General features: G+C 57.6%; 13 protein-coding genes. 8 read left to right on the top strand and 5 right to left on the bottom strand.

The genetic code is table 11. The annotated features are described in order from the left end of the window. Positions 1 to 254: 254 nt before the first annotated feature. The gene (locus tag ACFWW2_RS05820; RefSeq protein ID WP_393926886.1) at positions 255 to 4,004 is read right to left on the bottom strand and encodes a DUF4132 domain-containing protein; all 3,750 of its coding nucleotides are present in this window, start codon (positions 4,002 to 4,004) and stop codon (positions 255 to 257) included. After that, positions 3,937 to 4,383 (bottom strand): hypothetical protein, encoded by a 447-nt coding sequence (locus tag ACFWW2_RS05825; protein WP_393926888.1) that lies wholly within the window; start codon positions 4,381 to 4,383, stop codon positions 3,937 to 3,939. Before ACFWW2_RS05825 ends, ACFWW2_RS05820 begins: the two co-directional genes overlap by 68 nt. A gap of 929 nt (positions 4,384 to 5,312) precedes the next feature. Between ACFWW2_RS05825 and ACFWW2_RS05830 the strand changes: the two genes are divergently transcribed. Both ACFWW2_RS05830 and ACFWW2_RS05835 read left to right on the top strand, forming a co-directional pair. Next, positions 5,313 to 6,416, top strand: coding sequence for a BMP family ABC transporter substrate-binding protein (locus ACFWW2_RS05830; protein WP_393926890.1), 1,104 nt, complete (start codon positions 5,313 to 5,315; stop codon positions 6,414 to 6,416). Between the two features lie 10 nt (positions 6,417 to 6,426). Then, positions 6,427 to 8,181: a phosphate ABC transporter substrate-binding/OmpA family protein gene (locus ACFWW2_RS05835; RefSeq protein WP_393926892.1), complete on the top strand. Its 1,755-nt coding sequence runs from the start codon at positions 6,427 to 6,429 to the stop codon at positions 8,179 to 8,181. Between the two features lie 213 nt (positions 8,182 to 8,394). Here the strand turns inward: ACFWW2_RS05835 and ACFWW2_RS05840 are convergent, their stop codons facing one another. Both ACFWW2_RS05840 and ACFWW2_RS05845 read right to left on the bottom strand, forming a co-directional pair. After that, positions 8,395 to 8,781, bottom strand: coding sequence for a hypothetical protein (locus ACFWW2_RS05840; protein WP_393926894.1), 387 nt, complete (start codon positions 8,779 to 8,781; stop codon positions 8,395 to 8,397). Between the two features lie 440 nt (positions 8,782 to 9,221). Continuing rightward, on the bottom strand, positions 9,222 to 9,722 hold the full coding sequence (locus ACFWW2_RS05845) for a GNAT family N-acetyltransferase (RefSeq protein WP_393926896.1): 501 nt from the start codon (positions 9,720 to 9,722) through the stop codon (positions 9,222 to 9,224). A gap of 259 nt (positions 9,723 to 9,981) precedes the next feature. Here ACFWW2_RS05845 and ACFWW2_RS05850 point away from each other — a divergent pair, with 259 nt between their 5' ends. The 6 genes from ACFWW2_RS05850 to ACFWW2_RS05875 all read left to right on the top strand — a co-directional run bounded on the left by ACFWW2_RS05850 (position 9,982) and on the right by ACFWW2_RS05875 (position 14,516). Further along, on the top strand, positions 9,982 to 10,890 hold the full coding sequence (locus tag ACFWW2_RS05850) for a 3-keto-5-aminohexanoate cleavage protein (protein WP_393926898.1): 909 nt from the start codon (positions 9,982 to 9,984) through the stop codon (positions 10,888 to 10,890). Beyond that, on the top strand, positions 10,887 to 11,414 hold the full coding sequence (locus ACFWW2_RS05855; protein ID WP_393926900.1) for a lipocalin family protein: 528 nt from the start codon (positions 10,887 to 10,889) through the stop codon (positions 11,412 to 11,414). The genes ACFWW2_RS05850 and ACFWW2_RS05855 overlap by 4 nt, the downstream gene beginning before the upstream one ends. Next, positions 11,411 to 11,662, top strand: coding sequence for a hypothetical protein (locus tag ACFWW2_RS05860; protein WP_393926901.1), 252 nt, complete (start codon positions 11,411 to 11,413; stop codon positions 11,660 to 11,662). Before ACFWW2_RS05855 ends, ACFWW2_RS05860 begins: the two co-directional genes overlap by 4 nt. A gap of 3 nt (positions 11,663 to 11,665) precedes the next feature. Then, positions 11,666 to 13,120, top strand: a complete 1,455-nt coding sequence (locus ACFWW2_RS05865; RefSeq protein ID WP_393926903.1) for a carnitine 3-dehydrogenase — start codon at positions 11,666 to 11,668, stop codon at positions 13,118 to 13,120. A 27-nt stretch (positions 13,121 to 13,147) separates the two neighbouring features. Next, positions 13,148 to 13,540 (top strand): GFA family protein, encoded by a 393-nt coding sequence (locus ACFWW2_RS05870; protein ID WP_393926905.1) that lies wholly within the window; start codon positions 13,148 to 13,150, stop codon positions 13,538 to 13,540. Between the two features lie 73 nt (positions 13,541 to 13,613). After that, positions 13,614 to 14,516 carry a DMT family transporter gene (locus ACFWW2_RS05875; protein ID WP_393926907.1) on the top strand — a complete coding sequence of 301 codons (903 nt, stop codon included), beginning with the start codon at positions 13,614 to 13,616 and terminating at the stop codon, positions 14,514 to 14,516. Here ACFWW2_RS05875 and ACFWW2_RS05880 read toward each other — a convergent pair. After that, positions 14,513 to 15,190 (bottom strand): NUDIX hydrolase, encoded by a 678-nt coding sequence (locus ACFWW2_RS05880; protein ID WP_393926909.1) that lies wholly within the window; start codon positions 15,188 to 15,190, stop codon positions 14,513 to 14,515. The genes ACFWW2_RS05875 and ACFWW2_RS05880 overlap by 4 nt on opposite strands. Positions 15,191 to 15,195: the final 5 nt, after the last annotated feature.

Consider the following 15,195-nt stretch of genomic DNA (forward strand, 5'->3'; position numbering starts at 1 on the left):
TCTGCGATCTGGCGGGCGTATCCCACCCGTTGGTGAGATCACGGAAAAGACTGAGGATGATTGGCGATCAAAAACGCGCCCAATCGACCTCATCGACTCCCCACGCTGCCAGCGATCCCAGATCTCGGCACGCTGTTCTGCCGAATAATAAATCCTGCGACGATACTTCATTCAAAACATTCCATCTCTTCCTAAAGGTTAAAGTGTTGCGTCCACCAGTTGAGACCACCGTGGAAAACCGACAAGCCTCGTGGTCAGATCTGGTTCAGAATGACCTTATCCGTGATTTTGTCATCCGCCGCGAGCATGAGCGCTTTGGACAGCACCAATGATAAGGTCAGATCCCCTTCAAAGGGTAGCCGGATATCATCGCGTTTGAGGGACTTTTGTTTCGGGACAATGCACACATGACGCTCGTCGGGGTTCCGGTGCACGGCCGCTGATCCGATATGAATGCGGTACGAACGTTTGACGCCCCGAACCGTTACATAGCGATCATCGATACTGACCCGGTCTGCGATTTTCAGTTTGGGCAGGATACGCGCCAGCGCCTCCTTACGGATCTTGCCTGCCCCCGTCAAATCAGCCGTGGTTGCCGTTTCAAAGTAAAGCCGCGCATCATCTTCCCAGGAACTGGGATGCATCGCATCGCGGCCCCGGTCATACCACGCCGGATCCGACGCGAGCGAGGCAACGGCCACCATCAGATCTGCGTGGCGCATGATTTCTGAAAAGACCACCGACGGGACATCCGTGGTCTGCAGCGGCGCACCCCGCAGGGCCAGGTGACCTTCCGTTGCCGGGTCACCAGCCAGGTGATGAAACACGACCCGATCCGTATGCAGATAAAGGAACGTCCCGGTTTCCGTCGTTTCGGCATCATGGTCCGGAGCGGCTGTCCAGAACTCTGCATAGACGCCAAATGCGGGAAAGGCGGTCCACATCGGATCGTCGTTCGGGGCATCAACAGCCATGCGATGCGTCGCGCGCCAGCCATTGGCCCGGGCCAGTGTGATGGTTTGGTGCTGTTTGACGATATGCGCCGCAAACCGGTTTGAGTAATGACCGGTGGCCAGTTCGGCATCCGTCACGACATAGACTTCGCGCCAGGCCTGTTTGATCGGCTGCACCAGCCCGCGCTTTTCCAGCGTGTCGCGCCAGGCGATGACGATCTGGGGGTCGGACTGGACCGGATGCCAGAGCGATACGGGCGCATCCAGCGGCACCTCGGCCCCGTCAAGGTCGCGCATGGTCCCGGCTTCATAGAGCGCCAACCGATGCCCGACAGCCCAGATCAACGTGCGGCAAGCCGACCCGATCAAAGGGTGATCAAGATAGCGTTCCTGAAAGGCATTGGGCGGAATTTGCCGATCCACCAATGGCAGGCGTTCAAGCCGCTTCATCTGCACGCTAAGATCTGCGTTGATTTCCTTTTGCAATGCACGTGCTGCCTTGATGTCCTTCATCGCCTGGCTGGGCGCCTTCACAGCTTTGCCTTTAGCGTTTTGCCAGCTGAGTGTCGCCGTTGCCCGGTCAACCGCGATTAAGGCAGCACCATATGGTGTGGACAGGCGTAGCGTGCCCTCTTCCAATCCGTGATCGGGCACAATCATTTCATCCAGTTCAGCCCGCTGTACACCGGCTGCATCGGCCGCAGCATTCAAGGCGGCATCGATCTTTTTCTTGATCTTGGGATATCGGACCCGCGCCGCGATGCGTGCCAGATAGGGTGTGCCTGCCCCGTCAGGCAGTGTCTGCAATGCCCACAGACATCCATTGCCGATCTTTTCGGCCCGAATGCCCCTCCCCCGCTCTGTCACAAAGCAACGCATGGCATAAGCGGTCAGAATTGGTGCGACCACATCGGCAGGCCAATCGGCCATCATCCAGACAAGGCCCAAGAGCGGCGCGTCGGCTAGTTCGTGGCAGGGAAGCGGGCGGTTGGGCAGGCCCGGGTCGGTCGTGGCCAAAAAGCTTTCCAGATGATCGATGACAAGCGCACGATCCGCCGCTGAAAGGGCCGCCTTGGCCTTTTTGCGCCATGCCGCCGACGGCTTGCTGCCGTTGGGGGCCTCCGCACAGAACGACTCGAGCCTGACAAAGGTTTCGCGGGTCACGCTGTCCTGCGACAGGTAGAATGCAGATCTGGTGCGCAGGGCGCTGATCGTCTGCTTGAATGCGATGATGTCTACACTTTCACCAGCATGGGATACGTAACGTGAGGGGCCAAAATACCGCTCATAGTACTTTTTTCTGTTTTCGGGGTCATCCCAATAGGCGGCCCGCGCTTCACCCAGTTCCAGAACTTTCTCAAAGATGCCACGCGTATCCTGCCCGTACCGCGCCAGCCGGAAAGCATTGGCGAGCATGCGGTTGAGCGTGACTTCACGCTGTTCCTTCAGGCCTGTAAACTGGACCCATTCCCGCCGGTTTTCCTTGATGCCCCGGGGGGCATCATAGGCCGTCCGGCGCGCGACCTCTTCTGCGACGGCCTTATAAACGTCTTGCCGCAATGTTGCCTTGGCATCCTTGTGCCATCGCGATGGGTCTTCGTAGTTGGCAGGGTGCAATAACGTCAGGACATCCATCATGTCCTGCAGATCTGACCGTAGGGCATCGGCCGCCGCCCCCATGTCTTCGCGCTGGTTTGCCTTGGGGATCGATGATTGCAGCGCGTCAATGCATTTGCGTGCCTTCGGGTTATGTGTGGCGCGTTTTTCTGTTCGCTGGATCAAGGCCTCTACCGTTGGCGCAAAATCCGGGTCACTGGCGTCTGAGCCGCGCAGCAGATTGCGGATCAGGCCAGGCTGCATGGCGTCTTCTAGGCCTTTGAGGGTATCCATGGCCTGCGATGCGGTGAATGTCGCCGCTTTGCTACCCAGTGTCCAAACTGTGGAATTATATATGATCCCGATACCGTAGTTGGCCGATGGCCCACCATACGTGTTTGGCGGCAAGTGTTCGCGGGCGTACGCTAGAATGCGGCAGGCGGCAGCGATCAGGCTGGCACGCTTTTTCTTATCCTCTGTGGCCTCGATTTCACCCTGCAAGTCACTGGGCACACCACCCCTTTTCGCCTCTTTTTCAATATGGATTCTATGCTTGTTGTCGTCGCTGGCTAGCGCTTTGCAGATCAAGGGCTCCGCCGCCAGTTCCATCAGTGCGATCAACACCTTGTCACCCTGCGCCCGCGCCAGTAGTTCGGGCGAAAGCGACCCGTGTGCATGTGCCGGCACCTCATTCCGCAAATCCGCCACCTTTTGGCGCAGCACAGCAACCGAGGGCCCGATCGTCAAATCCGCGCGGTCCCATTTGGCCGCGATCTGTGCCAGGACATCCGCCAAAGACACATCCAACGGTGCGTTCTTCAGATGCATCAGACCGTCAAGAACAGCCATCGGGAAGGCCATCAAGGTGGGTGCTTCCCACGCTTTGGACAAACCCAGCACATTGGGATCGCGTTCATCGCGTGCATCACCAAGATCCCAATCGTCATCGTCATCATCGTCCCAGTCCAGCTTGGGGGCAGTCTGGGGTGCATTACCATCCGGATCGCATAATACGGTCAGAGCAATCATCCCATCTTCGGGTGTCAGGACGGCCCTGCGTTCAGCGGCCACCGCCTTTGCCAAGATATAGACGGCCTCACCAAAGCCGAGGTGCTTGCCAAAATCATGCGAGTCGCCCCAGGCCGGATAGACGCGGCAGTGATGCATGATCACCACGGATCGGGCCAGAAGATCACCAAGCGCCTCTGGCGCGGCATCGCGAATGTTCTGCGCCAGGTCTGGGTGATAGTCCGCCAGAGTTTTCCAATCGTCCATCAGCCGGTCTGCTTTGCTTTCGCGGTCGACAAACGTATCGATCAGGGCGTTGCCTGACGTCGTTTTGAATGCATCATGCCGCCCCAGGAAAAGCTGGGCTACCGTCGGCGCTTTACCCCCCTTGAAGCGGGATGAGTCGGACAAAAGTGACTTGATCGAGTGTGGAAGTGACAACTTCATCGTCGAGATCCTCGGCTTGTTGGCCGTTCAGAAACAGGACAAACGCATTGGCATGAAAGGCGTCATAGGCCTGCTGGACGGCCGCGTTCAGGGTATCGCTCGGCGTTTGCACCCGCGACGCATTTTGCGCCGCTGCAAACGCCCGGGCATTTGTGGTGTCAGAATTCAGGGTGCGTTCCTGCGGCGCTTGGCTTGTTTTATGTGGTGTCATCAGGCTGAGAAAGGCATCCTCGCCGCGCGCGACCTCTTGCTCTACCCTAAAGCGGATCAGGTCGCGGACGGTGCATCTGTCCAGCGGCACGTCCAATAGTGCGCGGCCCTGCTCATCCTCAACGGGGCGGGCAAGGATTTCATCAATAATGGTGATTTTTCTTGTCAACGACGGGTCTCCACAAACGCTGTAAACTGCATAGTAGCCGCATGCAGGCGTTTTATGTCACGAACATGGTTTTTGTCTGGCTTCCATATCATGCAGTATGGCCGTTTGAGGTCGACTGTTTCGACATGGGTGAAGTTTGGCTTTCCTCGGTGAATTTTTTGTACCTTGACAATCAGCAACGTCGAAGTTCGGCCATTCGTTCGAGCGTCGGCTTGCAAACACTTTTCCGCCGTAAGAGCAAACTGCAGCATTTGGTAATTTGGGCTCTCTACCGACAACTGACTGATTTGATCAGTTGACCGGTGCCAACCCAAAGCGGACACGCCTCGATGCTGCTGAAGACTACCTGCATTCTACACGCGTGGGCAGGAAGCAGCCATTCGCTGCACGTGCGCAAGTGCAAGGTTCAGCTTGACGAAGCGGACGTCTCGACTGTCACCAGTCGAAGAGGCCGTCTGCGCTGTCAGGCCAACAAGTCAAAGAAGCGTTGCGGTGAAGGTTCGACGTGATCAGGGAAGGATACTACCCCGAACATTTTCGTGCTGCCGCGGAGGAACATGCATTGCTCTTCCATGTGCTCCGGTCTGTGCGGACGGCTTCGGTGCGGTCAAGGTCGAAATGCGGCACCGATCGAGCGACCGGGTAAGGGGTTGTCTGGGTGTACGCAGCCCAGAACGGTTGGATACAGTGACCTTTGGAAAATTACCGCCTTCCGGCACTCTAGAGACAAAAGTTCATTTCTAGGTCGTCTCGCAATTGGCAAAAAATTGGCGAGTTGAGCAGAAGGCCGGAGCATTGATGAGCTTTGACTTCGAGTTGTATCCGGTTTCACAAGTCGGACATACATTTGCCCATTTTTTGAGCAACTGATGAACATGAAGAAAATAGTTTGCAGCAGCGTCCGCTGTAAACCTCATTTGGAGACTAGTATGACATCTGTAACGAGACGGCAGGCCATTGGGATGGCAGCTGCAGCTGCCAGTTCTGCCTGCTTTAGCCCAGCATATGCTCAATCGTTAAAGAAACCAAAAGTTGCATATACGCTCTTATTTGCGCCTGGTGGTGAATACGGGTGGGACTACGAGCATGTTCGCGGCCTGCAGCAAGCCCGGGATGTATATGGTGACCGGGTTCAGATTGACGCCTTTCACGAGGTTGCTGAATGGGGAAATGGCGACAAGGAGAAGTTCCAGGAACTTGTCGATGATGGTTACGATCTGATTTTCACCACCTCGGCCGGCTACATGCGTTCAGCAGTGGAAATTGCACAGCAAAACCCAAATGTGATGTTTGAGTGCTTTGATGGTTACATCCGTGCAGAAAACATATCGACCTTTAACACGCGTTGGTACGAGGGGCGGTATGTAGAAGGGTTCCTTGCAGGTTCGATGTCAAAGAATAATCGGGTTGGATACCTGGGGGCTTATCCAATTCCACAAGTGATCCGCGGCATAAATGCTGCCTATCTTGGCGCACGATCGGTCAATCCTGACATCGAATTCGATATTGTCTGGCTGAACACATGGTTTGATCCCGATGGCGAAAGAAGCACTGCGTTAGACCTGTTGGATCGAGGAGCCGATGTATTGATGCAACATACGGTCACCACGGCAGCTGTCGAGGTCGCACAGGAGAATGGCATCTACAGCTTTGGACAAGGCTCCGACATGAGCAAGTGGGGTCCTGATGCGGTGATGACGTCCATGATCAATAACTGGGGTCCATACTACACGCGCCGTATTGGCGAATTTCTTGATGGCACCTGGAAGTCAGAGGACAACTGGTTGGGGTTGGGTCAGAAAATGGTGTCCATGGGTCCATTGCTCGAAACGCTCCCCAACCGCACGGTGCTGCAGGCTGAAGATTTGATCACGCGGCTTTCATCGGGTGAGCAGCATCCGTTCGTTGGTCCGCTGCGTAGGCAAGACGGCTCTGGGTGGCTCGCGCCAGGCGAAACGGCAAGCGAAAGCGATCTGTTGACAATGGACTACTATGTAGACGGGATAGCATCTGTCTATCCGTCGGAAGGCTAAGGGTACAAATATGTTCAGTAAATCTGGTAAGAGTTTCACCTCGCATTTGGCATTGGCGATCGCTCTTCTCGCGACGTCTCCAGCCTCGGCGGAGACGACACTGACGGCAATCGATGGCACTGTGACGATCAAGGGTGAACTGCGTGGTATCGACGAAACGGCCTATCGCATCATGACGCCATCGGGCGAACTCGTGGTACGCCGTGAATTCGTGACGTGTTCCGGGGATGGATGCCCTCAGGTGGAGACAGACGAAGTTGTCGATGATGGCGAAGTGACTTTGACATCGCAAGATGGTCGGGTCAAAATTGATGGGCGATTGGTTGATGTCACCAATACGTCCTACATCATTGATACTCCGGGCGGGCGCCTGACGGTACGCCGCGAATTCACCATTTGCGAGGGAGCGTCCTGTCCGAGCATTAATATCGAAAGCGATAGGTTCGCGGTCAGCGTCTCGGGCACCGATGGCGCTGATCTTGTCGCAGCTATTGTCGGCGACTACGCGGCAGCCAAAGACTTTAACCTGACCCAACAACTTGGCGGCGCCGACACGTTGCGCACATTGCTGGTCGGTAATGAGAGAGGTCTGGAAATCTCGCGCATCGCAATTCGAGAGATGCAAGCGGCAGAGGCGATAAAGGCGCTGATCGATGGTGATAGTCAGTTCGCAATCACCCGTAACCGGATCACACCGGCGGTGCTTTCTGCGCAGCTAGGAACCGAAATCTCAGAAATCTCCGAATATCTGAATGAAGAAATCATTGGTCTGGATGCCGTCAGCTTTGTGGTTGGTGCCACCAGCGGCATCGATGTCATCAGTCTTGGTGACGCACAATCGATCATGAATGGCAGCATCAGAAACTGGTCGCAACTTGGTGGCGCGGATATGCCAATCAAGCTTCATACTATGGCTGACAACAGCGGTATAATGGATCAGCTTCGAGCGTGGGGTATGGTGAATACCGCCAACCTTCCTGACGCAGTCCTTCATAACTCTGTTGACGCCCTGAACGCAGCGATCAATGCGGATTCATCCGCCTTTGGTGTTATTTACAGATCGCAGGCATCTGGGGTGAAAGCGCTGAACTTGGCATCCGCCTGCAACATCTTTGTTGATAACTCGGACTTTGCGATCCAAACTGAAGAACATCCTCTCGCGCTGCGCTGGTACCAATACAGCATGAAAGATGGCGGGGGTTCTGAATTTGCCCGGAATGTCAGCCGGTTCATACCAACCGATTTTGGGCAGCAGTCTATCGCTTCTCGCGGGTTGGTGACGCAACAGTTGCAAATCGTTCCGATGCAGGAGCAAGGTGCGCGGCTGTTATCGACCGTTTTGGCCGGCAATGGTGATCGTGTGTCAAACACAGTCATGCGAAACTATTTCAATGAGGCATCGAATGCCCGCCGCATCTCCACATCGCTGCGGTTTCTGAGCGGCAATGCGACGCTCGACACCAAAGCGGAAAGCGACATTGATCGTATATCGGAAATCGTTCGCTCGAGTGAGTACGAAGGCTACGAGGTTCTGGTTTTTGGGTTCAGCGACTCGTACGGTACGCTGGAGGCCAACCTGAACCTATCCGAACGGCGGGCCAACTCCGTGCGGGATCTGCTGCTGAACAAGAACCCCGGCTACCTGGAAACCGGTACGGTACGTAGTTTTGGGATCGGACCAATCGCCCCGGTCGGCTGCAACGAGTTTGCCGAAGGTCGCGAACAGAACCGTCGGGTAGAAATCTGGATTCGGCCGCGGGCCTGACAAAGACACTATCTGAACGTCGATCTGGCGCCCCAAAGTGGGGCGCCAGAATTTGTTTCAGGCCTGAAATTCACTGAATTTGATCGCTCACGATTCATCTCTTTTGCGATGCGTGGTGAGTGAGGTGAAAAACCAGAATGCCAATAATTCAATTGAAAAAGGGCATCCGATACGAATGCCCTGCCGAAACTATGAGAAGCTCATTCTGTTTCGTTAATTGTTGAGGTTCGCAGCGGAAACTTTCCACTCATATTGTGTAATCAGTGCCGTCATCTGCGCTTGGTGCTGCAAGGGCAGCGTCACATTGGGTGATATGCTTTTGGCGGCATAGGTTGCCGCGGACCAGTCGGTTTGTGCCGATGCCGAAACGAGCTGTGCCTGATGCTCGATCGTGTGTGCGACACCTACCATAACATATGTTGTTGGTACCCATGTCGTGTTAGCCGCTTTTGAGACTAGTTGAGCCTGATGCGTGACGGTCGCAGACGCGGGAATGGTGCCCACATATCTGTCAGCCATTCGGCCTGCGCTTGTTTCGGCGGTAGCACCCGTGCATATTACCACGCCAAGGGCTGCCGCCCCAATCTTTCTGTAAGTCATTATTCTCTCCTACTCACTAACCAAACCATCTGAAACCAACTCAGACGAGCCATCGATTAACTCTCTTAACTAGCCTGAAAAAAATGCCGTAAATGTGACTGCGCGGGGTCAAAGTGTAGACTCACCTTGGATTTGTTGCCTGCCTAAAGGTCGCAACTATCATGCTGATTGGTTCACAGAAACCCTGCAAGACGGGTCATTATCAAGGTTGCCGAACTGCGCGGCTAGCCTCACAAGCGGACAGAACAATGAAAGGGAGTAGCAGAGTTCGTCGCATGTGTAATCCTTCGATAGTCCAGAATGAACCGCCGCGGTAGCACCCATCAGAAATGGCATACGCGCGAATTGGTGTATGCATTACCGTCCGCATAGTGCGAGCCTTAAGGTTTGGGACACAAAACCAATGGTTGAGTGTTGCCTTTAGAACGTCTGCGGTGATTTTAAGCGCGGTTTCCGAAATGGTCAGGAACATACCCTGAACCGCATTGCGGTTCCGCTGACAGCGGGATCGTGAAACGTGGCCCAGGCTGGCTGGTAATCTCTTCGAACCCCATGGCCCTGTAGGCGGCGGCGGCGCTTGGGTTGTCAGGGGCGGTACCGATGGTTAGGTGGCAGGCCGCAGCCTGGCTCGCGTGGTCCCGTGCGGCCTTGATCAGCGCCTTGCCGATGCCGCGTCCGCGCAGCGGTTCCTCGACAAACAGATGCGCGATATCGAGGAGGTCTCCGGTGTTCATCGGTCGCCAGCGTGGTTCCAGCACGGCGTAGCCTGCCGGTTTGTCATCCAGCCGCGCCATCAGGGTGATGAGCATCCCTTCAATCAGCCGCGTTTGCGTGTCGGCCAGCCCCATATGGCAAGGGTCGCCGTGAAAGGCGCAGAGTTTGCGGATCATGTTCAAAAGGTCGGGCACATCGCGTGCCGTGGCTGGGGTGATGGTGATCATGGTGTCGTGTCCTTGCGTTGTCCGGGGCCCGCAAAGACCAACGTTTCTATCGCCCTTTGCAGGGCGGCTGGATGATGTCAGATGTCAGAAATGATCCCGCCGCCTATGTGGGGCAGGTAAAGTAAACCGCAGCGATGTGGTTTTGTGTCGTCATGCAGATGATGTGCCCCAGATCGGCCAGATCTGTCAAGACTTCTGCCTTGCGCGCGGTGGCGGTTTCGGGAAAGGTCCGCGAGGCACCGTGACGGAGGAGGACCCCATGCCATTGCAGATGAACCGCGAGGTTTTTATCACCTGTGCTGTGACCGGGTCGGGGTCTACCCAGGATCGCAGTCCGCATGTGCCCCGGTCGCCGCAGCAGATTGCCGATAGCGCGATTGATGCCGCCAAGGCGGGGGCTGCCGTGGTGCATTGCCATGTGCGTGATCCCGAGACCGGTGCCCCATCGCGCCGGCTGGACCTCTATCGTGAGGTCACCGACCGTATCCGAGATGCAGAGGTTGATGTGGTGCTGAACCTGACCGCTGGCATGGGTGGCGATATGGTGTTCGGCGGGGTCGAGGCACCGCTGCCCACCGTGGCTGGCACCGATATGGTGGGGGCGACCGAGCGAGTGGCCCATGTGGCCGCCTGCCTGCCGGAGATCTGCACGCTGGATTGCGGCACGATGAATTTCGCCGAGGCCGATTATGTCATGACCAACACGCCGGGCATGTTGCAGGCGATGGGCCGGATGATGACCGAACTGGGCGTCAAGCCCGAGATCGAGGCGTTTGATACCGGCCATTTGTGGTATGCCAAGCAGTTGGTAAAGGATGGTGTGCTGGACAGCCCCGCGCTGGTCCAGTTGTGCATGGGCGTGCCCTGGGGTGCGCCGGATGATCTGAACACCTTCATGGCGATGGTGAATAATGTGCCGGAGGACTGGACGTTTTCCGCCTTTGGTCTGGGACGGTCGCAGATGCCTTATGTTGCCGCATCGGTGCTGGCGGGGGGCAATGTGCGTGTGGGGTTGGAGGATAATCTGATGCTGGATAAGGGCGTGCTGGCCACCAATGCGCAATTGGTGGAGCGCGCGGTGGGTATCATCGAAAATCTGGGCGCACGGGTGATTGGCCCTGATGAGGTGCGTAAAAAGCTGGGTCTGACCAAACGGGCACCGGCATGAGGGCGCTGGCCCTGATCCTGCTGTTGGCGGGCTGCGCGTCTGAGGGTGGCTTGTTTTCGGTCTATCGCGATACGGATGTGCCGATCTCATCCAAGGCGGTGTTCGAGCCGGAGCGTTATGTCGGTACATGGTACGAAGTGGCCCGCTATCCTGTCCCGTTCGAGGCAGGCTGTGTGGGCGTCACGGCGGAATACGGGCTGCGCGACGATGGCTTGCTATCGGTACTGAATATCTGCCGCAATCCGGATGGCAGTGAGAAATCCCGCATTGAAGGCACGGCTGAGATCGTGGGGCCGGGGCGGTTGAAGGTCCGGTTTGACAGTGTGCCGTTTGTAGCCGCCGATTACTGGGTGTTATGGACCGATGATGGGTATCGCACCGCCGTTGTGGGCGCGCCGAATGGCCGGTCGGGCTGGATCCTGAACCGTGATCCGGTGATCCCACAGGACCGGCTGAATGCCGCGCGTGATATTCTGCGTTTCAATGGTTATGATCTGAGCCGGTTGATGGAGGTGGCCCAATGAAACGTCTGGTTTTGGGATGTGTGATGGGGCTGGCCGCCTGTGAAAGCGGTCCCGGTCTGGGCGGTGGTGGTGGCACGCGCGAGTTCATGGTCATTGGCAATGCCATGACGTTTGAGCAATGCCGTGCGCAGGGTGGTCTGATCATCCGCGATTCAAGCACGTCGATGATTGCCTGTGATCCGCAGGTGCGCGGAGAGCCGCAGCCTGTGGATGAGTTCAATAATCCCGCCTCTAATCCGGCGGGCTAGGCGATGGGGCAGGTGGCAGCCATCATTGGCGGTGGTGTGATCGGCGGCGGCTGGGCCGCCCGGTTTTTGCTGATGGGATGGGATGTGCGGGTCTTTGACCCTGATACGGAGGCGGAGCGCAAGATCGGCGAGGTAATCGCCAATGCGCGCCGGTCCCTGCCCGGGCTGTCGGATGTGGCGTTGCCGCCGGAGGGCGCGCTGAGTTTTCACGATACCATGTCTGACGCGGTTGCGGGTGCCGTCTGGATACAGGAAAGCGTGCCGGAACGGCTGGAGCTGAAGCGCAAGGTGTATCAGACCGTGCAGGAACACTGCGACCCTGCGGCGGTGATTGCGTCATCGACCAGCGGGTTCAAACCGTCTGAACTGCAGGGCTGTGCGACCCGGCCGGAACAGATCGTGGTCGCGCATCCGTTCAACCCGGTTTACCTGCTGCCGTTGGTGGAACTGGTGCCGACCGACAAAAACCCGGTCGTGTTTGTGCAGCAGGCCAAGGATATCCTGACCGACATCGGTATGTATCCCCTGCATGTGCGCGCCGAGATTGACGCCCATATTGCCGACCGGTTTCTTGAGGCGGTCTGGCGCGAGGCGCTGTGGCTGATCAAGGACGGGATCGCCACGACCGAGGAAATCGACAATGCCATCCGTTACGGGTTTGGCCTGCGCTGGGCGCAGATGGGTCTGTTCGAGACTTATCGGATCGCCGGGGGTGAGGCCGGTATGCGCCATTTCATCGAACAGTTTGGCCCATGCCTGGAGTGGCCATGGACCAAGCTGATGGATGTGCCGGAACTGACCGACGACTTGATTGATCAGGTGGCGGGGCAATCGGATGCGCAATCTGGTCACCTGAGTATCCGCGAGCTCGAACGCGCCCGCGACAATAATCTTGTTACCATCCTGCGCGGGCTGAAGACGCAGGATTGGGGGGCAGGTGCGCTGCTGAAAGCGCATGATGCGCGGCTGACCGGGCAGATCGCCCTGCCCGATGATCTGACCCAGCCGATTGTGACGGTTGAACGTGTCGTGCCCCTCGATTGGACCGATTACAACGGCCACATGAACGAAGCGAAATATCTGCAGGCCTTTGGCGATGCCACGGACCGGATGATGTGGCTGGTGGGGTGCGATACGGATTATATCGCCAGCGGGTCCAGCTTTTTCACCGCTGAAACCCATATCCGGCATCTGGACGAGGTCCATGCCGGGGCGATGATCCGGGTGGAAACGCAGGTGTTGCAGGGTGAAGGCAAGAAGATGCATCTGTTCCACCGGATGTTCGAAGGGGACCGCGAGTTGGCAACCGGCGAACATTTCCTGCTGCATGTGAGTTTGGAGACGCGGCGCGCCTGTGATCCGGATGACAGGGTCGCTGTGCCATTGGGGCGCGTTGCCGCTGCCCATGCCGCGTTGCCGCGCCCTGACGGCGCCGGGGCAGCGGTGGGGGTGCGTTGAGCGTTACGACACTGACGGAGACGAAGCATGGAGCGATATACGGGCGGTTGTCTTTGTGGTCGCGTCAGATTTGCCGCTTCGGGCGCGCCATACCGGGTGGGTGTTTGTCATTGCATTGACTGTCGCAAGCATCACGGCGCGTTGTTCTATGCCGCGGCGGTATTTCCGCAGGACGCGGTGACAGTCGAGGGTGAGACACGCAGCTATGCCGGTCGGCATTTTTGCCCTGTTTGCGGATCGTCAGTCTTTGCACGCACAGATGACGAGGTCGAACTCCATCTTGGATCACTGGACGCGCCCGACCAATTCCGACCGACATACGAATGCTGGGTCATTCGGCGCGAAGGGTGGTTGCCGCCATTTTCGACTGCACGAGGCTACCGGCGCAATCGTGACGCGGAGGGTCGGGGTGAGGAATAGGCGGGAAACTCGCAAATGCTTGCCATGTCATTCCCCCTAGTCTTTCCCTGATTTCAGGGGCATAGCGGTTTTCATGGAGCTTTGGATCCCCATCACCATGGCGGCGGCCTTTGCGCAGTCGCTGCGTTTCATGCTGCAAAAGCATCTGAAGGCGACGCAGCTATCGACGGCGGGCGCGACTTTTGCCCGATTCATCTATTCCTCGCCTTTGGTGGCGGTGATTGCGATTGTCTATGCCAACACAAGCGGGCAGGGCGCGCCGCAGATCCCGCCTGCGTTCTGGCCTTACATGCTGGCGGGCGGCACGTCGCAGATATTGGCGACGATGTGTGTTGTGGCGCTCTTTGCGCATCGCAACTTTGCCGTCGGGATCACCTTCAAGAAGACCGAGGTGCTGCTGAGCGCGGCTGTCGGATTCCTGGTGCTGGGCGATGTGTTCACATGGCCTGCGATTGGCGCGATGTGTCTGGGGTTGGCGGGGGTTCTGCTGTTGTCGGACCCGCCGGATGGGGTGGGCGCATGGCATCGCCGGATTTTCAACCGCGCCACGGCGCTGGGCCTGGGGGCAGGGATGCTGTTTGCGATCTCGGGCAATGGCTATCGCGGCGCGTCGCTGTCGCTGGGGGATGGTGACTTCTTTTACCGAGCGATTATCACGCTGGCCTTTGTGACGGCGTTTCAGACCGTGGCGATGGCTGGCTGGCTGGCCTGGCGCGAGCGCGGGCAGATCAGTCTGGTGTTGCGGGTCTGGCGGGTGGCCGGGCTGGTGGGGCTGACCAGTATGGTTGGATCGATCTGTTGGTTTATGGCCTATACGCTGCAGAACGCGGCTTATGTGAATGCGGTTGGACAGGTCGAACTGGTGTTTTCGCTGATTATCGGGGCGTTTGTGTTTGGTGAACGGATCGACCGGCGCGAATGGCATGGATTGCTGCTGCTGACGGCGAGTATCGTCATGCTTGTGCTGGTAACCTAAAGGAGACTGCGGTTGCCCAGCCGCGAGATCAGGTTCTTCTCATCGTCATTTCGGAAGAATGGCACGCTTGAGGCGGGTTCCCCCCGTTTGATCCGCCCGCCCAGTTCGGCCAGAACCACCTGTGTGATGAATGGCAGGTCGAAATTGCGCGCCTTTGCCAGCGGGACCCATTGCAGGTGGGCCAGTTCATCCTCCGCCCCGCCGAAATCATCAGGGTTCGTGACCAGATCGTCGGCGCGTGTCAGAAAGAACCGCGCGTCGAACCGGCGGGTGCGCCCCTTGGGGGTGACAGCGCGAAAGAAGAATTCGAGGGCGGCCCCATTGGGTTGGTATCCGGCGGTGGCGAAACCGCGCCAGCCTTTGGGGGCGTCGCGCCATTTGGCCTTGTGCCCGATGATCTGACCGGTTTCTTCCCAGAGTTCACGGATGGCCGCAGCGGCGAGGGTCTGCGGCGTCAGGTGGCTTTCTTCGGTCAGGCGTTTGCTATGGAGCTTGTCCAGCGGTGTGATCGGCACCATCGCATCATTGGTATCCACCGCCCCGCCGGGAAAGACGAATTTGCCAGGCATGAACGCCGCATCCTTGCCTCGCTGGCCCATCAGCACCGCCGGCGCCCTATGCGGGTCACGCAACACGATGATGGTGGCCGCATCACGAATGTCAGTCTTGTCCATGTCTT

This window comes from Yoonia sp. R2-816, assembly GCF_046762905.1.
In the GTDB taxonomy this organism is placed as follows: domain Bacteria; phylum Pseudomonadota; class Alphaproteobacteria; order Rhodobacterales; family Rhodobacteraceae; genus Yoonia.